This is a genomic window from Chitinophaga sp., assembly GCF_039596135.1.
Taxonomy (GTDB): domain Bacteria; phylum Bacteroidota; class Bacteroidia; order Chitinophagales; family Chitinophagaceae; genus Chitinophaga.
On record NZ_JBCNKH010000005.1, the window covers coordinates 29186 to 49706 of the forward strand.

17 protein-coding genes and 6 tRNA genes are annotated in these 20521 nt (G+C 45.1%); 1 reads left to right on the forward strand and 22 read right to left on the reverse strand.

Going from position 1 to position 20521, the window contains the following annotated elements; translation table 11 throughout:
- Positions 1-42: 42 nt before the first annotated feature.
- The 5 genes from rpoB to rplK form a co-directional block, all read right to left on the reverse strand.
- Entirely contained in the window at positions 43-3852 is a 3810-nt protein-coding gene (gene rpoB / locus ABDW16_RS05330) for a DNA-directed RNA polymerase subunit beta (protein WP_343668228.1), read from the reverse strand.
- Positions 3853-4102: 250 nt separating this feature from the next.
- Complete coding sequence (gene rplL, locus ABDW16_RS05335; protein WP_343668229.1) at positions 4103-4474, reverse strand: 50S ribosomal protein L7/L12; 372 nt, start codon at positions 4472-4474, stop codon at positions 4103-4105.
- 100 nt (positions 4475-4574) lie between these two features.
- The gene (rplJ, locus tag ABDW16_RS05340) at positions 4575-5105 is read right to left on the reverse strand and encodes a 50S ribosomal protein L10 (protein WP_343668230.1); all 531 of its coding nucleotides are present in this window, start codon (positions 5103-5105) and stop codon (positions 4575-4577) included.
- A gap of 40 nt (positions 5106-5145) precedes the next feature.
- Positions 5146-5835 carry a 50S ribosomal protein L1 gene (gene rplA / locus ABDW16_RS05345; RefSeq protein WP_343668231.1) on the reverse strand — a complete coding sequence of 230 codons (690 nt, stop codon included), beginning with the start codon at positions 5833-5835 and terminating at the stop codon, positions 5146-5148.
- A 46-nt stretch (positions 5836-5881) separates the two neighbouring features.
- The gene (gene rplK / locus ABDW16_RS05350) at positions 5882-6325 is read right to left on the reverse strand and encodes a 50S ribosomal protein L11 (RefSeq protein ID WP_072360740.1); all 444 of its coding nucleotides are present in this window, start codon (positions 6323-6325) and stop codon (positions 5882-5884) included.
- Positions 6326-6699: 374 nt separating this feature from the next.
- Here rplK and ABDW16_RS05355 point away from each other — a divergent pair, with 374 nt between their 5' ends.
- Positions 6700-7263: a DUF1579 domain-containing protein gene (locus ABDW16_RS05355; protein WP_343668232.1), complete on the forward strand. Its 564-nt coding sequence runs from the start codon at positions 6700-6702 to the stop codon at positions 7261-7263.
- A gap of 64 nt (positions 7264-7327) precedes the next feature.
- On the opposite strand, the gene ABDW16_RS05360 is transcribed toward ABDW16_RS05355, so the two are convergent.
- The 17 genes from ABDW16_RS05360 to rpsU form a co-directional block, all read right to left on the reverse strand.
- Positions 7328-10414, reverse strand: a complete 3087-nt coding sequence (locus tag ABDW16_RS05360) for a CusA/CzcA family heavy metal efflux RND transporter (protein ID WP_343668234.1) — start codon at positions 10412-10414, stop codon at positions 7328-7330.
- Position 10415: 1 nt separating this feature from the next.
- A complete protein-coding gene (locus ABDW16_RS05365; protein ID WP_343668236.1) occupies positions 10416-11501 on the reverse strand; it encodes an efflux RND transporter periplasmic adaptor subunit in 1086 nt (361 codons plus the stop codon).
- 10 nt (positions 11502-11511) lie between these two features.
- Entirely contained in the window at positions 11512-12798 is a 1287-nt protein-coding gene (locus ABDW16_RS05370) for a TolC family protein (RefSeq protein WP_343668237.1), read from the reverse strand.
- An 84-nt stretch (positions 12799-12882) separates the two neighbouring features.
- A complete protein-coding gene (locus tag ABDW16_RS05375; protein WP_343668238.1) occupies positions 12883-14244 on the reverse strand; it encodes a HAMP domain-containing sensor histidine kinase in 1362 nt (453 codons plus the stop codon).
- A gap of 8 nt (positions 14245-14252) precedes the next feature.
- Entirely contained in the window at positions 14253-14933 is a 681-nt protein-coding gene (locus tag ABDW16_RS05380; protein WP_343668239.1) for a response regulator transcription factor, read from the reverse strand.
- A 170-nt stretch (positions 14934-15103) separates the two neighbouring features.
- Positions 15104-15694 carry a transcription termination/antitermination protein NusG gene (gene nusG / locus ABDW16_RS05385; RefSeq protein WP_343668240.1) on the reverse strand — a complete coding sequence of 197 codons (591 nt, stop codon included), beginning with the start codon at positions 15692-15694 and terminating at the stop codon, positions 15104-15106.
- Positions 15695-15696: 2 nt separating this feature from the next.
- Entirely contained in the window at positions 15697-15888 is a 192-nt protein-coding gene (secE, locus tag ABDW16_RS05390) for a preprotein translocase subunit SecE (protein ID WP_343668242.1), read from the reverse strand.
- Between the two features lie 96 nt (positions 15889-15984).
- Positions 15985-16055: transfer RNA gene (locus ABDW16_RS05395), tRNA-Trp, on the reverse strand.
- A 116-nt stretch (positions 16056-16171) separates the two neighbouring features.
- Positions 16172-17359 carry an elongation factor Tu gene (gene tuf, locus ABDW16_RS05400; RefSeq protein WP_343668243.1) on the reverse strand — a complete coding sequence of 396 codons (1188 nt, stop codon included), beginning with the start codon at positions 17357-17359 and terminating at the stop codon, positions 16172-16174.
- A 69-nt stretch (positions 17360-17428) separates the two neighbouring features.
- Positions 17429-17504: transfer RNA gene (locus ABDW16_RS05405), tRNA-Tyr, on the reverse strand.
- Positions 17505-17541: 37 nt separating this feature from the next.
- A tRNA-Thr gene (locus ABDW16_RS05410) sits at positions 17542-17613 on the reverse strand.
- Positions 17614-17797: 184 nt separating this feature from the next.
- Positions 17798-17870, reverse strand: a tRNA-Gly gene (locus ABDW16_RS05415).
- Positions 17871-17993: 123 nt separating this feature from the next.
- A tRNA-Tyr gene (locus ABDW16_RS05420) sits at positions 17994-18075 on the reverse strand.
- An 86-nt stretch (positions 18076-18161) separates the two neighbouring features.
- Positions 18162-18235 (reverse strand) — tRNA-Thr (locus ABDW16_RS05425).
- Positions 18236-18508: 273 nt separating this feature from the next.
- Positions 18509-18808 (reverse strand): ribosome-associated translation inhibitor RaiA, encoded by a 300-nt coding sequence (gene raiA / locus ABDW16_RS05430; protein WP_343668245.1) that lies wholly within the window; start codon positions 18806-18808, stop codon positions 18509-18511.
- Positions 18809-19241: 433 nt separating this feature from the next.
- Entirely contained in the window at positions 19242-20180 is a 939-nt protein-coding gene (locus tag ABDW16_RS05435) for a tyrosine-type recombinase/integrase (RefSeq protein WP_343668247.1), read from the reverse strand.
- 80 nt (positions 20181-20260) lie between these two features.
- Positions 20261-20458, reverse strand: a complete 198-nt coding sequence (gene rpsU, locus ABDW16_RS05440) for a 30S ribosomal protein S21 (protein WP_343668248.1) — start codon at positions 20456-20458, stop codon at positions 20261-20263.
- Positions 20459-20521 lie beyond the last annotated feature (63 nt).

Genomic DNA, 20521 nt, shown 5'->3' on the forward strand with positions numbered 1-20521 from the left:
GGACTGCTTCCTGCAGCTTGTAGCTATTTATAGCTTAAACTACTATTCAAATTTCAGATCCAGACCCAGACCGCGTAACTCATGAATCAATACGTTGAATGATTCAGGTACGCCTGCTTTCGGGATGTTATCGCCTTTCACGATAGACTCATAAGCTTTGGCACGGCCTACAATGTCATCTGATTTAATGGTTAACAGCTCCTGCAGAATGTTGGATGCACCATATGCTTCCAGTGCCCACACTTCCATTTCACCAAAACGCTGACCACCGAACTGCGCCTTACCACCCAACGGTTGCTGAGTGATGAGAGAGTATGGTCCGATAGAACGGGCGTGCATCTTGTCATCCACCATGTGGCTCAGCTTAAGCATGTAGATAACACCCACGGTAGCTTTCTGGTGGAAACGCTCACCGGTTTCGCCATCATACAGGTAAGTATGGCCAAAGCTAGGTAAACCAGCTGTATTGATATATTCTGCGATCTCTTCTGTAGTAGCACCATCGAAGATAGGCGTAGCAAACCTCACACCCAGTTTCAGACCTGCCCAACCCAGTACAGTTTCATAAATCTGTCCAAGGTTCATACGGGAAGGTACCCCGAGTGGGTTCAGTACGATATCTACTGGTGTACCGTCTTCCAGGAATGGCATGTCTTCATCACGTACAATCTTGGCAACGATACCCTTGTTACCGTGACGACCCGCCATCTTATCACCCACTTTCAGCTTACGTTTGCTAGCCAGGTAAACCTTAGCCAGTTTCAGTACGCCGGCTGGCAACTCATCACCAATGCTGATGTTGAACTTCTCACGTTTGTAACGTCCCAGTTCTTCATTGTACTTGATGTTATAGTTGTGCAGCAGTGTGTTGATCTGATCGTTGGTTACATCGTCTGTAGTCCAGCCCAGTGGGTTCACGTTCTGGAAGTCGATGTTTGCCAGGTTCTTGGAAGAGAACTTAGAGCCCTTAGAGATCAGTACTTCACCGTAAGTGTTGGTAATACCCTGAGAAGTTTTATCCTTCAGCAGTGTCAACAGCTTACTCATCAGCACTTCCAGCAGGTCTTCTTCGTTCTTCTGGTGTACTTTTTCCAGTTTCTCCAGCGCCGCTTTTTCACGGGTCTTGGAGTTCTTATCTTTCTTGGCGCGGCTAAACAATTTCTTGTCGATTACCACACCTTCTGTGCTTGGAGGTGCCTTCAGGGAAGCATCTTTCGCATCGGAAGCCTTGTCACCGAAGATTGCACGGAGCAGTTTTTCTTCAGGAGAAGGATCAGATTCACCACGAGGAGTGATCTTACCGATCAGGATATCGCCTTCCTTGATGTGTGCACCTACACGGATGATACCATTCTGATCCAGATCTTTGGTTGCTTCCTCACTTACGTTTGGAATATCTGGTGTCAGTTCTTCTTCACCCAGTTTGGTGTCACGTACTTCCAGCTCATATTCATCGATGTGTATGGAAGTGAAGAGGTCTTCACGGCCTACACGCTCAGAGATTACGATCGCATCCTCAAAGTTGTAACCCTTCCATGGCATGAACGCCACTTTCATGTTACGACCCAGGGCCAGCTCACCACCGCGGGTTGCATAACCCTCAGTCAGGAAGTCGCCGAATTCCAGCTGCTGTCCTTTCTTAACGGCAGGACGCAGGTTGATACAGGTGCTCTGGTTAGTTTTAACGAATTTAGTCAGGTGGTAGATCTTCAGATCATCTTCGAAGGACACCAGTTTCTGCATTTCGTCACGCTCGTAACGAACATGGATTTCATTGGCATCAACGAATTCAACTACACCACGACCTTCAGCAGTAATCTGCAGACGGGAGTCGCGGGCTGCCTTTCCCTCCAGACCAGTACCTACGATAGGTACCTGTGGATTGATCAGCGGTACTGCCTGACGTTGCATGTTTGATCCCATCAGCGCACGGTTGGCGTCATCGTGCTCAAGGAACGGAATCAGGGAAGCGCTCAGACCCACGATCTGGTTCGGAGCCACGTCCATATATTCTACTTCACTTCTGTCAAGGATCGGGAAGTCACCGGTTTCGCGGGATTTCACCTTATCATTTACGAAGTTACCTACTTCATCCAGTGGTGCGTTTGCCTGTGCAATCTTCACACTATCTTCTTCTTCAGCGCTCAGGAACTTCACAGCTTCCATATCCACTTTACCATCCTGTACCTTACGGTATGGGGTTTCGATAAAGCCCATATCATTCACCTTAGCGTGTACGCAAAGGGTGGAGATCAGACCGATGTTCGGACCTTCCGGTGTTTCGATAGTACAGAGACGGCCGTAGTGGCTATAGTGTACGTCACGTACCTCGAAACCTGCTCTTTCACGGCTCAGACCACCGGGGCCCAGCGCGGAGATACGACGCTTGTGCGTGATCTCAGACAGCGGATTGGTTTGATCCAGGAACTGGCTCAACTGGCTGGTACCGAAGAAGGAGTTGATTACGGAAGACAGTGTCCTCGCGTTAATCAGGTCTACCGGGGTGAATACTTCATTATCACGAACGTTCATTCTTTCGCGGATGGTACGGGCCATACGAGCCAGACCAACACCGAATTGAGCATATAACTGCTCACCTACGGTACGTACACGACGGTTAGACAGGTGATCGATATCATCGATTTCCGCCTTACTGTTAGTGAGTTGTACCAGATACTTGATGATCGCGATAATATCTTCTTTGGTCAGCACCTTCATGTCCAGCGGAGTAGGCAGACCCAGTTTCCTGTTGATCTTATAACGGCCTACATCTCCGAGGTCATAACGCTTGTCAGAGAAGAACAATTTATCAATGATACCCCTTGCTGTTTCGTCATCCGGAGCATCAGCACCGCGCAATTGACGGTAGATGTGCTGAACGGCTTCCAGCTCAGAGTTAGATGTATCTTTATTTAAAGTATTGTAGATGATAGAGAAGTCGCCGCTCACCTCTTCTTTCTGCACAAATACGCTCTTCACACCCATGTCAACGATTGTTTCAATGTTTGCTTCGTCGAGGATGCTATCACGCTCCAGCACGATTTCGTTACGTTCGATGCTCACTACCTCACCGGTATCTTCATCTACGAAATCTTCTACCCAGCTTCTCAGTACACGGGCACCCAGTTTCTTGCCAGCGTATTTATCAAGGCTCTTCTTGTCTGCTTTTACTTCATCAGCCATCCCGAACAGTTGCAGGATGTCTTTATCTGTTTCGTACCCGATAGCACGTAACAGCGTAGTTACGGGGAATTTCTTCTTACGGTCGATGTATGCATACATCACATTGTTGATGTCAGTTGCAAACTCCATCCACGCGCCCTTGAACGGAATCACCCTTGCAGAGTAGATTTTAGTACCGTTCGGGTGGATAGACTGACCGAAGAATACACCAGGAGAACGATGCAGCTGAGATACAACTACACGCTCGGCCCCATTGATCACGAAAGTACCTCTCGGAGTCATGTAGGGTATGTTCCCAAGGAACACGTCCTGCACAATCGTCTGGAAGTCTACGTGCTCCTCATCGTTACAGCTCAGGCGCAGTTTAGCCTTCAGCGGTACAGAATAGGTAAGCCCACGCTCAATACATTCCTCTATGGTATAACGCGGAGGGTCTACAAAGTAGTCCAGAAATTCCAGATTGAAGATATTGCGGGTATCTGTAATCGGGAAGTTCTCCTTGAATACTTTAAAAAGGCCTTCATTGTTACGCTTGTCTGGTGTGGTTTCTAACTGGAAGAAATCCTTGAAAGATTGAATTTGGATAGCCAACAGATCCGGTGTCTCAGTTACTTGTTTGATCTTTCCAAAGTTTATTCTTTCACTTGTTTGGGCTTTTTTTAGAGACATATTCGAAGTTAGCAGTTATATTAACTTATATAATATTGTGAGGTGTAGATCACAACATGAATCGGGGAAATTAAGGATTCTTTGCCAATTACCCTCAAAAATTTCTGTCTTCTCCTGATTGTCAAATCCACCGACCCGGTGATTTCCCCTTTTTTGACGCTTCGAAAAAGACACTTTCCCAAAGGGAAGAAGGCCAAAAGTGCCAAAAAGCACTTTTGACCTTTATAAAGAGGTATCCTTAAGCAAAGAATTACTGAATTTCAACTTCAGCGCCAGCTTCTGTCAGCTTAGCTTTCAGGTCTTCTGCTTCAGCCTTGCTAACACCTGCTTTCAGTTCCTTAGGAGCACCGTCTACCAGTTCCTTAGCTTCTTTCAGACCAAGACCTGTCAGATCCTTAACGATCTTAACTACGTTCAGTTTGCTAGCGCCAGCATTTTTCAGGATAACGTTGAAGGCTGTTTTTTCTTCTGCAGCAGCAGCTTCGCCACCACCTGCAGCAACAACAACTGCAGCAGCAGCTGGTTCAATACCATATTCGCTTTTCAGAACGTCTGCCAGTTCTTGTACTTCCTTAACAGTTAAACCTACTAATTGTTCGGCTAATGCTTTAACGTCTGCCATTGTATAATGTTTTTAAGAATTTTAAGTTAGATTGATGATTTATATTGTGACTTGGAAGCCATAATGTATTGGTAGTGAGTTTTCTACACTCACTTTCAGCTTATTCAGCTGCCGGAGCAACAGTTTCACCTGCTCCTTCCTTCTTTGCTTTCTCGAGCAAACCAGCGATAACACGCTTAGCAGGAGATTGCAACAGACCGATAACGTCGCCAATGAGTTCGTTCTTGGTCTTGATTTTAACCAGGTTAGCCAGTTGCGCATCGCCAGTGTAGATTTCATCACCTACGAAAGCAGCTTTCAGCTCAGGCTTTTCGGTCTTCTTGTTGTCCTTACGGAAAGAAGAGATGATCAGTGCTGGTTCTTTTGGAGAATCAGAGAACATCAGGGCAGTTACACCATTCAGTGCATCAAATACACCTGCATATTTCTCAGCGTCCAGAGATTCCAGTGCTTTGCGGATCAGGGTGTTCTTAGCCACCTTCATTTCCACTTTCTTGTCAAAACAAACCCTGCGCAGGTTGTTTACCTGCTCTACAGTCAGAGACTCAGTGTTTGTGATGTAGAAGTTGTTATATTGAGAGAACTTACCTTTCAGCAGTTCAATCACTTCATTTTTTTGATCTTTGTTCATAGCTTTTCTCAGTTTGTCGATCTGCCAGCCGGCGAATCAGTTAGTTTTGAACAGATTTAGTGTCAACCGTGATGGCAGGGCTCATTGTGCTCGCCATAGCCAGGCCTTTCAGGTAAGTACCCTTAGCAGTAGCAGGTTTCAGCTTGATGATAGCGTTGATCAGTTCCTGAGAGTTCTGTTCGATCTTTTCAGGTGCAAATGATACACGACCAATAGAAGCGTGGATGATACCAGCCTTGTCTACCTTGAAAGTAATTTTACCACCTTTCACCTCGTTTACTGCAGCCGCTACATCGTTAGTAACAGTACCAGTCTTAGGGTTAGGCATCAGGTTACGGGGACCCAGGATCTTACCCAGCTTACCGATCTTAGGCATCACAGCAGGAGTTGCTACGATTACATCTACATCAGTCCAGCCAGCTTCGATTTTCTGAATATACTCGTCCAGACCAACATGATCAGCTCCAGCTTCTTTTGCAGCAGCCTCTTTGTCAGGCGTGCAAAGTACCAGAACGCGTTTGGTTTTACCAGTACCGTGGGGAAGCGTTACGGAACCACGGATAGCCTGGTCTGCTTTCTTGGGATCAACGCCCAGACGGATATGTAAATCGACAGAGCTGTCGAACTTAGTGCAGTTAATGTCTTTTACAATTGTGGACGCCTCCTTCAGGGAGTAAATCTTGTTTTTGTCCACTTTTGTATCAGCTACTTTTCTTTTCTTAGTTGCCATTGCAAAATGTTTTAAAAAGTTAACCCGTTATACACAGGTGAAACAATTAGTTGCTCCATGGAGCGTTACCGTCCACAGTAATACCCATAGAACGGGCAGTACCAGCTACCATCTTCATGGCGCTCTCTTTGGTGAAACAGTTCAGGTCAGCCATCTTATCGGTTGCGATAGCTTCTACCTGAGCCCAGGTAACTTTACCAACCTTGTTACGGTTTGGCTCTTTGGAACCACTCTGCAATTTGGCTGCTTCCAGCAACTGTACAGCTGCAGGAGGAGTCTTGATTACGAAATCAAAAGATTTGTCTGTGTAAACAGTCAGTAATACAGGCAATACCTTACCAGCTTTATCCTGGGTACGGGCATTGAACTGCTTACAGAACTCCATGATGTTCACACCCTTGGAACCCAAGGCAGGACCAATCGGAGGTGCAGGGTTGGCCGCGCCACCTTTAACCTGCAATTTCACGTACGTAGCGATCTCTTTTGCCATGTTGAATTATTTAATTTGGTTAAAACGTCTCGTCTCTTCCGAGACTCCCAAAACTAAAAGGAAGAAAAAAAATACCTTTTGAAGGGGATGCAAAGGTATATAATAATATAATAAATCACAAAAAGAATTTGCTTTCGGGCATCCTTTTTGCTATTATCATCTATTTGGGGTTAAAATTTTACAATTCTATTGCAAAACTATTCCGGCATATATTTTATAAGGAAGGTTAACAATGAAGTCCGGCACCCCATTTTCACAAATCTAATGGAATTTACCGGAATTCCTATTCCTCTTCACATAAATTTATTGTTGCCCCCGCCCTCAACCTTCTCCTCATCCTCCTTGTTATTTTAATACTTAAAATCCACCTAATCATGAAACGTCTGTTGTTATTATGCTTCCCCATCCTCGCTGCCGCCCCACTCTTCGCCCAGGACGAGGCCGCTCAAAAAGCATGGATGGAATATTCTACCCCAGGAAAAACTCACCAGATGCTTGCGCACGCAAATGGTACCTGGACGTACGAAATGACCTTCTGGATGGCCCCCGGCGCTCCCCCATCCAAATCTACCGGCACCACCGAAAATAAAATGATCCTCGGTGGCCGCTACCAGGAATCTGTTCACAAAGGCAACATCGAAGGCATGGAATTCGAAGGCCATGGCCTCCTCGCCTATGACAACGCTAAAAAGATCTTCCAGAATTCATGGGTCGACAACATGGGCACCGGTATCATGATGCTCCAGGGCACCTGGGACGATGCCACCCACTCCCTCACCCTCACCGGCAAAAGCTATGACCCCATGCAGGGAAAAGATATCGATATGAAAGAAGTGTTCACCATCCAGGACGATGACCACCACATGGTGGAAATGTACTACACCAAAGATGGGCAAGATATCAAAAGCATGGAAATTCATATGACAAGAAAGAAATAATCTCATTGCCGGCCACAGGCCCATCCACTACCGGCATTAGGCTTTAAAAACCTAATGCCGGTTTTTATTTCTTTCTATACGCCCAGTAAAAAAACTGCGGTAATACCATCAAACTCAATAGCATACACACCACCAATCCCCCCACTATCATAATCGCCAGCGGCTTCTGAATCTCCGATCCCATCCCATGACTCAACGCTGCCGGCAATAATCCCAATGATCCCATCACCGCAATCATAAACACCGGCCTGATCCTATCCCTCACACCATGCTCAATCGCCTCTTTCAACGGCATTCCCTTCTCCCAGTAACTCTTCATCACCGATATCAATATAATCCCATCTATCGTTCCCACGCCAAACAAGATGATAAATCCAATCCCCGCCGAAATACCGAAAATGGTATGCGTAACCCACAACGAAAAGAATCCGCCCATAAAAGCAAACGGCACCGTAATCAGCGACAACAACGTATCCTTCAGGTTATTGAAATTGATGTACAACAGGAACCCGATCAGTACCAGTGATATTGGTACGATATACGCCAGTCTGCCCGTAGCCCTTTGCTGGCTTTCAAATTCCCCTGCCCATTCCAGTTTATATGCTTCAGGCAGGTGTACATGCTGCGCTACCTTCTTTTGTGCTTCCGCAATCGTACCGCCCAGGTCCCTGCCCCTTACCGAAAATCCTACTGCTATATACCGGCTGCTCCCCTGCCTGTAGATAAATGCAGGTCCCGTAAAGAACCCAATATCCGCTATCTCTGACAAGGGCACTTTGGCATTCCCCGCCGCCGGCACCAGTATATTCCTGATCTCCTGCTCCGATTGTCTGAAATGCTCATCGTACCGCACCCTGATCTCAAACATCCGCTCTCCCTCATAAAATGTGGATGCAGCCTTCCCCCCTATCGCCATCTCTACCACTGCCTGCGCATCCTCCATGCTGATACCATACCTGGCCATCCTCGCCTCTCCCAGTTTAATTCTCAACTCCGGTGCACCGATATTCCTGAATACATTCACATCCTCAATACCCCGGATGCCTTTGATCACAGCAGCAATACTATCTGCCGTCCGTTCCAGCAAAGGCAGGTCATTACCATACACTTTTGCCACCAACGCACTCTTTACACCCGCTACATACTCTTCCACATTATCCATAATCGGCTGACTAAACCCAAACACTATTCCCGGATATACCCTCAGTTTTGCTTCCATTTGCTCCAACAACTGCTCTTTGGTAATATGGTGCTGCCATTGCCCTTCATCTTTTAGTTGCACATGGAATTCGATGTTGAAAAAACCGGTTGGATCCGTACCGTCATTAGGCCGTCCTGTTTGTGTCAGTACAAACTGTACTTCATCAAAACTCCTTAATTGCGCCTTCATCTCTTTCGTCAATCGCACCGATTCATCCAGGTTCACACTACTTGGCAATGTCGCCCTGATATAAATCGCGCCTTCATTCAACTTCGGAATAAACTCCGTTCCCATACTACCAAAACCCAGTATACACCCACCCAGCAATACAAAGAAACCAATGATCGTTCCCCTCCTGTACTGAGTTGCAAACTGAAACATCCTGAAGATGATCTTCCTGAAAAACTCCGTCACCGCACTATGCCTGTCTACCACATTCCTGTTCAGCAACAGTTTACACATCACTGGTACATAGGTAAGACTCAATAACAGGGAACCCAGCAACGCATATCCCAATGTAAATGCCAGTGGTGAAAACATCTTTCCTTCCACTTTCTGAAATGTGAAAATAGGCATCAACGCTACGATCAGGATCACTTGTGCAAACAGGATGGACTTTGCCACACTTCTCGCTTTATCCTGTATGAAATCATCCTTCGGCATAGCGTTGAATGCCTCCATGCCCATCTCACGGGCACGTTTGTCCATACTGGCGAATACATGCTCGACTATCACCATCGTTCCCTCCAGCAATAAACCAAAATCGACCGCACCAATGGAGATCAGGTTTGCCGACAACCCCTGGATCCGCAACATCAGCAAGGCAAATAAAAATGCCAGCGGAATCACGGACGCCACAATTACTGTAGTACGCCAGTTGTACAGAAACACAAACACAACAATGGATACCAGCAAAATTCCCTCTATGAGATTATGTGTAACAGTTGTAATGGTCTTATCTACCAATTCCGTCCTGTCCAGGAACGGTTCTATCTTTACATCTTTCGGCAGGATACGGTTGTTCAGGTCTGCAATCCGCTCCCGCAGTTTTTCAATTACCTTACTGGGATTCTCCCCTCTCAGCATGATTACAATCCCTTCCACTAAATCATCATCTCCATTCAACCCCACTCTGCCAAGTCTTGGTTTTCCCGTCACGACCACATTCGCCACATTCTTCACCAACACCGGCGTTCCTTTTACATTTGTAATAAGGATATTCTCGATATCCGCCGTCTTTTCCAGCAACCCCACCCCACGTACCACATATGCCTGACTACCCTTTTGAATTACATCTCCCCCTACATTGATATTACTTTTGCCAATCGCCTGAAATACATCCAGCGCTGTCAGACCATAATTCGATAATTCAGTAGGGTTCACCCTGATTTCATAGCTCTTCTCTTCCCCACCAAAACTATTCACATCTGCCACTCCCGGTACTGACAACAACTCCCTGCTGATCACCCACTCCTGCAAGGCAGACAATTCACGAATGGGCCTGTCCTTACTCCTGATCACATATCTGAATATCTCTCCTGTAGCGCCATACGGTGGTTCTATTTCTGCATCTGCACCGGCCGGCAGGTCCACATTCCGCATGCGGTTACTTGCATACTGCTGTGCATAAAAATCTTCTACATTGTCTTCAAAATTCACTGTCACAACGGACAAGCCAAAGAGTGAAATAGAACGCACATCCGTCTTGCCCGGAATAGTGCTCATCTCTTTTGTAATAGGCAGTGTCACAAATTTCTCTATCTCTTCCGCACTCCTCCCCGGCCATTGTGTAATGATACGGGCACGAGTGTTTGTTACATCCGGATAGGCTTCTATCAATGTATTCTTAATGGCTACCACACCAGCTACAACCAGGAGGAAAGTAAAGAACAATACCAGGGTATGATTCTTCAGTGCAAAGCCAACTATCTTTTCTACGAGCTTATTCATGCTATCTTCCTTTCAGCTGATTATAAATCAATAATTGGTTGCGGTTAATGATGGTATCGCCTATGTGCAGTAGGTCTTCATTTACATAATAAAACTGCTTATCGTGCGATAGCGGATGAATGGTCAGTTCGCGTACATCGCAGTCACTGTGATACGCCACTACATGATAGTTATCATCATCAAATATCACAGCATCCAGTGGTACTGCCAGCGCCTTTTCATTCGTGTTCATATGCACATTCACACTCACCATCATATCCGGTTTTAATTCCAGGCTGGCATTGTCAATCTCCACTACTGCTTTCATTACTTTTTCTTCCGGATCAAAGATGTTGGATAGACGGGCGATCTTACCTGTAAATACTTTCCCCGGGTACGCGGTTGTACTGATCACCACTTCCTGCCCTGCTTTTACCATGCCTAACTGTGCCGCATACACATTTACCATAACCCACACTTTCTTCAGGTCAGAAATAATGAACAGATCATCATCACCTGCATTCACCTGGTACCCGGTAGTCATTTTCTTACCCACGATATAACCACTCAGGGGTGCGCGTATCAGCAATACACCTTTATCCACACTGCCACCCTGTATATTAAGTGTTTCCCTGATCCTGTTAATTTCCAGTTTATCTGCAGCGACTTCATTCTGTGCTTCCAGCAATTCCTTGTCAGATGCAATGCCATCATCGTGCAGACTCGTCGTTGCCCGCAGTTGCCTTTCTGCCAGGGCAAGCGCTGCTTCCGCTTTATGCAGTTCTGCAGATTGATCGCTCAGTGCTGTCGTTTTTATTTCTGCCAATACCTGTCCCTGGGTCACATAATCGCCGAGGTTAAAACGTACGTCTCTCACCACGCCACTGGCCAGTGATTGATAATGGTACAGGTGATCCTGGTCATAACTCACACTTCCAGTCAGTTCCAGCTCGCCATGTACAGGGGCTTCTGACAGCGGTGTTAACCGGATCAGCGATTTCAGGCTGGGAGAAATAATGCAGGTATTGGTCTCCTGCGTGGTGATGGTAGCATTGTGGCAGGCAGATATCAATATCATGGCCAATCCTGTGTAAAAAATACGGTACATAATGCGTTGTTTATAGCTCCGTTCCGGTTAAGTAATTAAGCGTCGCTTTTTTTATACTGATGTTCTTAATGGCCGCATAGTATTGCTGCTTACTTTCCCGGAAAGAGCCGAAGAAGTCTAAAAATTCCAGCAGACTGATATTCCGGTTCACGAAGTTGCGGCTGATGCCTTCTACCATGGTATCGAGTTTATCGAGGTAATCGGTGTCAATACTTTCATACAGACTAATGGCTTTGTGCAGGTCTGTCCATTCTTTTATGACTGCATTATTTACTGCAGTGATCTTATTTTTTTCTAACAAATCACTCTGTTGCACCGCCAATTGTGCTGCTTTGATATTGCCTTTATTCCTGTTGAAAAATGGCAGGTCCATAGAGACACCAGCCCCCATAAAGTTGAGCTGATCATTGCCGGCCCGGTCATAGTTCACATTGAGACTCAGGTCAGGTACCCTGTTTGCTTTTTCTACTGCCAGGGCAGCTTCGCTTACCTGTTTTTGTTGTTGTGCAGCCATGATGCCTGCATTATGTTGTGTAGCCTGCGTGAGTAATTCGGACAAGGGATGTTGTTCCAATTCAGTGACCATGTCTGAAGTAGGAGTCGGATCTTCCAATACCAGGTACACGTTGGCGTTCAATGCCAGCAGGTTTTTCAGGTGTTCCTGTTGTGCGGTCAGGTCTTCGTGTGTTTCATTGATATCTGACTGAAGAGAGATCTGTAATGCCTTGATACGGTACATTTCAGTCTGTGAAATATTCCCCTGTTTCAGCATACCCTGTTGTGCCTTCAATAAAGTATTTACTACCCCCAGTTGAAATAACTGATCGCCCTGTATCTGCTGGAGATATAATAAGGAGGCCTCCGTTTGCCGGAAGTCAGCTTTCAATGATTGTAGCAGATCCATGAAATTGCTGGCAGCAAGGTCTTTGTTGTGGGATTCCAGGTCTATATTTTTCTTTCGCTTGCGTGCGGTATAAATTAATTGTTCAAGTTGTGCACTAAATGTTCTGTCTTTCCAAAAATTACCAAATAATGGTGGCGTAGATGCCGTCGTACCGTTGGTATAAAACTGGATATCGCCGATAGACAGGTTAGGATTGGGCCATGCTTTTGCCTGCAGGATCTTTGCTTCTGCTATGGGGATTTCCAGTTTCCCGGCCAGCAGAGACAGATTGTTTTCAAGAAAAACCTTTTCGGCATCCGGCAGTGCATAGCGTACAGTATCTGTCTGTGCTTCAGCTACAGGGCCGATAACTATAAGATATAGGAAGAGAAAAAATACACGGTTCAAATACATGATCGTTTCAGAAAGTTTAACGCATGTAAAGTTGCAACGGTGATATTAGGGGCTTGTTAGATGCAAATTAAAAACCCATTAGATTTAATGGTGAGTCGTGAAGGAAACGTTAAATGTGCTGCCCTGGCCGGGTTCACTGCTTACACTAATTTGTCCTTTGTGTGCCTGGATGATTTTTTGCGCCATCGATAAGCCTATTCCAAAGCCGGGATAGATGCGTGCATTATTAGCCCTGAAGAGTGGCATAAAGATGCGTGCTGCATCTTCGGGAGATATTCCGATTCCTTTATCCGTGATAGTTATTAACAATTGTTCCTGCTGGCAATTCATTGTGCAGTCCACAGGTTGATTGCTGGAAAACTTAAAGGCGTTCTTGATGATATTTTTAATAGCCAGCGCCAGCAATTCCCTGTTGCCTGTTATTTCCAGTCGGGTAGCATCTTCGGGCAATTGCAGCATCTGTACATTGAGCAACTGCTCCGGATGTTTTCGTACCCATTCTTCCCGCAGGTCCCAGAGCAGTTCGTCAAGCCTGATATGCTCCTTGCCTGCATAGGTATCAGTATCTGCCTGTGTGAGTTCCAGCAGACCATTGGTAATTGTTTTCAGTTTGGCTGATTCATCCAGTACGGAGCGCAGTGTTTTGATATAATCTTCCTGGTTCCTTTGTTTTTGGAGAATGACTTCCAGTTCAGTGATAATCGCTGTCAACGGGGTACGTAACTCATGTGAAGCATTGGAAACAAAGGATTGCTGCAGTTGAAATGCTTTTTCCAGGTGTTCCAGCAGGTCATTGAAGTTGCTGGCCAGTTCATCGATTTCGTCTTCGTTACGGCTCTTTTTCACACGGGCATGGAGGTTAGCCGCACGGATATTCTTTACCTGTGTGTTGATGAAATTAATGGGGCGTAATGCACGGTAAGAAAACCACTGACCGATTACAAAGACCATGAGCATACCGAGGGCGAAGGTGCCGGCTAAGATCCAGAGGTTATGTACAAGTTGTGCCTGGCCAGCTTCGTTGCCGGCGGTGACGAAGATGACAAAGTTTCCCTGGTTGTCTGAATAGTACAGACCTACGGCAGGTTTACCTTTATAGTGGAAGCGGTATTTTTTATGGTAGCGTACTGCCTGGATGATGGCGGAGGGTATGCTGACAGCGCCGGGGTCAATAAATACGGGCTGGTTTTCCTCGTCGTAGATCATGCCATCTTCGCCGGGGATGGACTGGATGTATTTCTTTTCGAGGTTTTTCCACTTCTTTTTGGCCAGTTCGTCTTTTTCGAGGAATACCTGGGCGGTGATGAGGGCGCGGTCTTCCAGCTGGCTGAAAAAGGTGTTGTTTACGTAGTTTTGTAGCAGGAGGTATACGAGCACGAAGATGACTAGCAGGATGCAACCTGATAGTATGGTAAATTGCAATGCCAGTCGGTGACGTATCTTCATAATCCCGCTTATTTCGTCTTCATCACGTAACCCATGCCGACTACGGTATGTATTAACCGATCGCCGGAGAATCCTTTTTCAATTTTATTGCGGAGGTAGTTGATGTATACATCGATGGTGTTGGTACCGCTATCGAAGTCCAGTCCCCATACGGTTTGGGCGATGTATGCGCGGGAGAGGACTTTATTGCAGTTGTTCATGAAGAGTTCTAACAAAGCGTATTCTTTGGCGGTGAGAATGATTTCTTTGTTTTCCCGGGTGGCGGTTTTGGTGTCCAGGTCCAGGGTGAGGTCCATGAAGGAGAGTTTGGAGCTAGTGGTTTTGAAGTGGGCGGTGCGGCGGTGCAGGGCGTTTGTTCTGGCCAGGAGTTCACTGAAGTGAAATGGTTTGGCGAGGTAGTCATCTGCGCCGGCATTGAGGCCGTCTACGATGTCGGGGGTGGTGTTGAGAGCGGTGAGCATCAGGACGGGGGTACGGATGCCTTGTTCGCGGATGCATTTGCTGAGTTGCAGGCCGTTCATGTAGGGGAGCATCACATCCATGATGATCACATCGTAATCGTGCTGCATGATTGCTTTGTGCCCGATTTCGCCATCGTAAGCTACTTCCACCTGGTGTTGGTCTTCTTCCAGTCCTTTTTTGATGAAAGCGGCGACTTTGGGCTCGTCTTCTATCAGTAGTATCTTCACTTTGTAAAGGTACCTATAAGTAAAAGGAATTGGGATTATAAAAGGATTAAAAACGTGCTTGCTGCCGCAGGCCAATCCGGTCATACCCTCCGAAAGAGAAAAAACTTCCTGTAGCTAAACAAAAAAAGCCGCCCCTTTCGGAACGGCTCCTATTAAAAAACCTAAAATCTTTAGCTTATTTTTTCTACCTGCATAAAGTTCAACTCCACTGGTGTAGCGCGACCAAAGATCTTTACTGTCACCTTCAACTTCTTTTTATCTTCAATCACCTCTTCAATAATACCATTAAAGTCATTGAATGGTCCGTCGATAATCTTGATAGTTTCGCCAACAATGAAAGGCTCGCTCATGGTCAGTCCTGAATCAGACAGTTCATCAACCTTACCTAACATTTTATTTACTTCAGCTTTACGCAGTGCGATCGGCTTTTCTTTACCAAGGAAGTGAATAACACCAGACACATTGCGGATGGATTGAATTACCTCATCGGTCATTTTACCATCTATTGCCTCGATCATCACATACCCGGGATAAAAGTTCTTTTCGCGCATCACTTTCTTACCGGCCTGTACTTTATAAACTTTCTCAACAGGTAAGAAGATCTGAGTGATTACATTTCCCCAATCGGAACGGCGCACCTCAATATCCAGGTATTCTTTTACCTTCTTTTCTTTGCCACTTACCACTCTCAGTACATACCATTTGGTATCCTGGGTCGGAACATTTGCTTCTTCTGCAGGGTTATTGGATGCTTCTATCATTATTAGAACATTTTATAATACTGAGTTAACACCAGGTTAGAAAGGGCATCCATACCCCATACAACGAGGGTAATCACTACAGTAGCGATTAGCACAACCATTGTAGAGGATTGCAGCTCCTGCCATGTAGGCCAGGATACTTTATGTACCAGTTCATGATAGGATTCCCGGAAATAGTTTCTGAGCTTGTTCATTGGTTTAAAATTAACCGTTTGAAAACATGAAAGGTGAAAAGTGAATGGCGAATGAAATTCACAATTCACCTTTCACTTTTCACCAATTTTACACTGCACGGGCACAAGGATTCGAACCCTGATCAAAGGTTTTGGAGACCTCTATTCTACCATTGAACTATGCCCGTGTATAAAAAGCCATTAGCTGTTTGCCAATTCCACACCGACTTCGAATTTACTAAAAAATCTGATTATCGGCTAGCAATTTGCCAATTGCTAATGGCTTTTATGCTGAAAAAAGTGATTACTTGATGATTTCAGTAACCTGACCAGCACCTACGGTACGTCCACCTTCGCGGATAGCGAATTTCAGACCTTTTTCCATAGCGATTGGAGCGATCAGTTTTACTACCAGACCTACGTTATCACCAGGCATAACCATTTCAACACCTGCAGGCAGTTCAACTTCACCAGTTACGTCAGTTGTACGGAAGTAGAACTGAGGACGGTATTTGTTGAAGAATGGAGTGTGACGGCCACCTTCTTCTTTGCTCAGTACGTATACTTCACATTTGAATTCGGTGTGCGGAGTGATAGTACCTGGTTTAGTGATAACCATACCACGACGGATATCTTTCTTTTCAATACCACGCAGCAGCAGACCAGCGTTGTCACCAGCTTCACCTTCGTCGAGCAGTTTCTTAAACATTTCAACACCTGTACAGGTAGAAGTAAGAGGTTTTTCGATCAGACCAACGATTTCAACTGGTTCACCAACCTTGATACGGCCACGTTCGATACGACCGGTTGCAACGGTACCACGACCTGTGATAGAGAATACGTCTTCTACAGACATCAGGAATGGCAGATCAACTGGGCGAGGAGGCAGCGGGATGTACTCATCTACAGAGTTCATCAGCTCTTCTACAGCAGCAACCCATTTAGCTTCACCAGCCAGAGCACCGGTAGCGGAACCCTTGATGATTGGTGTGTTGTCACCGTCGTAGTTATATTTGCTCAGCAGCTCGCGGATTTCCAGTTCTACCAGTTCCAGCAGTTCAGGATCGTCTACCAGGTCAACTTTGTTCATGAAAACAACGATACGAGGTACACCTACCTGGCGAGCGAGCAGGATGTGTTCTTTAGTTTGTGGCATTGGACCATCTGTAGCGGCAACCACCAGGATAGCACCGTCCATCTGCGCAGCACCAGTGATCATGTTCTTCACATAGTCAGCGTGACCTGGACAGTCAACGTGAGCATAGTGACGATTAGCAGTCTGGTATTCTACGTGTGCAGTGTTGATGGTAATACCTCTTTCCTTTTCTTCAGGTGCAGCATCGATCTCATCATATCCTTTCTTCTCAGCCAGACCCTTGCTTGCCAAAATATTTGTAATGGCAGCAGTTAAGGTAGTTTTACCGTGGTCAACGTGGCCGATGGTACCAATGTTTACGTGGGGTTTATCCCGCTTAAAGGTTTCTTTTGCCATTGTATTTTTTTTAGATGGTTTGTAAAGATTGTATTGATTGTGTTTTTATAAAACGGTTTTACAAACTTGTACCGTTGATGAGAATTGAACTCATGACCATTACCGGCACATTTACCGGAAACCGCTCTTCCACTGAGCTACAACGAAATGTTGGATTCCGGACTATCGAATGAATCCGTTTGAGCTGTTGATGAGAATTGAACTCACGACCTCTTCCTTACCAAGGAAGTGCTCTACCCCTGAGCTACAACAGCATATTTAATTACTTTTAAAGAACTTATATCGCCCATCAACCCCTCTGGTTCTGAAAAAACCAGCCTGAACGACGAACAATATTCATAAAGCTTTGGAGATTTTTTACCTGAAACGGAAACAGTGTAATACTTCTGCAAAACTTTCCGCTCAAGGTTATCACGAAGCAAATCGCAATTAACTATGAGCGGGAGACGAGGTTCGAACCCGCGACCTACAGCTTGGAAGGCTGTCGCTCTACCAACTGAGCTACTCCCGCATTTGTTAAAATAATATCAGAAAGAACTCTTTAATTGTTATGGCGCCCTCACACTTCAGCTCCTCTTCTTAACAAAATTGTTCCGCCATTGCTATTGGGCAAAGGCGGAACATTTGCACTTTGTGGGCAGGACAGGATTCGAACCTGTGAAGACGTAGTCAGCGGATTTACAGTCCGCCCCATTTGGCCGCTCTGGAACCTGCCCATTCTTTACTCCTGAAAAACTTCCACAAACCTCTTCATCCGTTGCGGGACTTACTTGTTTTTTTGTTTGCTTCGGATTTCCTCCGGAGCCAGCAGAGGGATTCGAACCCCCGACCCACTGATTACAAATCAGTAGCTCTGGCCAACTGAGCTATGCTGGCATACCAAGTATTTATATGCTTGAGTACTTTTCTTAAGTGCTTCGTAGTTGCTTTGTGTGCTTCTTAGTTGCTGTCTTAAGAGGGTGCAAAAATAATAGTATTTTGTTATTTCCAAAATCTTTTTTTTAGCACTCAGTACTTTTTTTCGTACCTGATCGTATTGGCTAAAATGCCCTACAGTAAAGAACTTTACTACCTTTGCCGATCCCTTTTTTTCGATCGGGATGGCAAAGGTAGTAAACAGATAATTAATTCCAAAATATTTTTAAGATTTTACTGGATTTTTTTCTCCTTAGTACGCTTAATCTGGTTAACAACGGAGTCAAATGCGAGGTCAAAGGATTCTTCGAAGGATTTGCTTTCGTGCTTTACAAATAAGTCCTGGCGCGGAATGTGCACTTTTATCTCGGCTACTTTATCCTTAATTTGATGGGCTATTCCATCCAACTTGAGAAAAACTTCCACACTGATAATCCTGTCATAAAAAGTGTTGAGCTTTGAGATCTTTTTGCTCACATGATCAATCAATTTGGAATCCGCATCAAAATGCACAGTTTGAATTTGAACGTTCATAGCACTAAATTTTTTTTAGTTTTAACAATCTTGTACATGCTCGTAACATTACGTCATAGGCTTTCAATCAATTTTAATTAATGGCATGAGAGTGTAACGACTAATGAAAAACAACATACAAAGAACTCATTACTAATTTAGTGAATTAAGTGGTTATTATCATAACCATTTAGTAATATTTTGTTAATATATAAGTAACGAATTTTTGCTTATAAGGTAACTGCATTTGCCTACGGCAAAAGATGTAAGGTTGGGGAGGAATTTATACTTAGATAAATACTCTACAGGCAATGTCCTGAAAGTAATTCTCCATCAGGAGGCAATTCCCTACAGCGCAGCAGGAGGCGTCCATGAACCATGCCCTGAAAGCAATTCCCCATCAGGAGGCAATTCCCTACAGCACAGCACGAGGTGTCCATGAGCTATATCCCCACTACCCCTTCGGGTGCGCCTTCTTATACGCCTCCTTCAACTTCTCTATGCTATTATGCGTATACACCTGCGTCGAAGCCAGGCTCGCATGGCCCAACAACTCCTTCACTGCATTCAGGTCCGCCCCATTGTTCATTAAATGTGTTGCAAATGTGTGCCGCAGCGTATGCGGACTTTTTTGACTGATCGTGGTGATCTGGTGCGCCGAGAGATAATGCCGCACCACATTGTAGACATACTTTGGATATAATTTACGACCTGATTCCGGATTTACAAGTAACACTTCCATATCAAATTCTGCCAGCTCCCTCCGCTTACTCTCCCTATACTCCTTAATCTGGTTCGCCAAAAGCGAACTAATCGGTATTATCCGCTCCTTATTCCCCTTCCCCAATACTTTTATACTTAACCGCCCAATATCTATATAAGACTCCTTTAAATGGATTAATTCAGACAACCGGATCCCCGTATGATACAACAACTCAAATATCATCCTATGCGTAAACCCCTTCAGGTCATCCGAAAATATAAGCCCCCCCTTTGTTCGCAAACTCCGGTTATCCTCCACCGCCTGCATCCCCTTTTCGTCTATAAAGCCAGGTAACCGGCTACCTACCTTAGGCGCCGTCACTTTTGTCATAGGAGTCTGGGTAATATCCCCCTGCCGCAATGCAAACTTGAAAAACGATTTGAGTGTGGAAACTTTCCGGTTAACCGTCTTCGCTATCATCCCCTGCTCCATAAGACCAGCCAGCCAGGTACGGACATGCGAATGCGATATGCCTGATAAGGACACATCGCCATATTGAGATCGTAAAAATGTGAAAAATTGGATAAGATCCTGCTGGTAAGCAGCAAATGTATGCGCTGAATAACGCTTTTCAAGCTGTATATAAGCCAGGAAACGGTCTACTACCGGGGGTAATACTTCGCTCAACACAAAAAAATTGATGATTGTAAAGTTATTAAAAACCTTACAATCATCACATATTTTGCGTTGGAATTATCCGTAATTAGTTATTAAGCATCCAGTTTACCAGAAGCCAGCTGCTGTTTGTAAACAGCTTTCAGCACCTCGGTACGACGCTTAACAGAAGGTTTTGTGAAAGATTGACGAGTTCTCAGTTGTAACAGGATACGCGCTTTCTCAAATTTCTTTTTGTACTTCTTGAGCGCCTTGTCAATATTTTCGCAATCTTTAGAATCGATAATTAACATAATAAATACCTCTTTTTTTCAGGAAGGCAAAGATACGCCTTTTAATTCTAAAAAAACAAACTA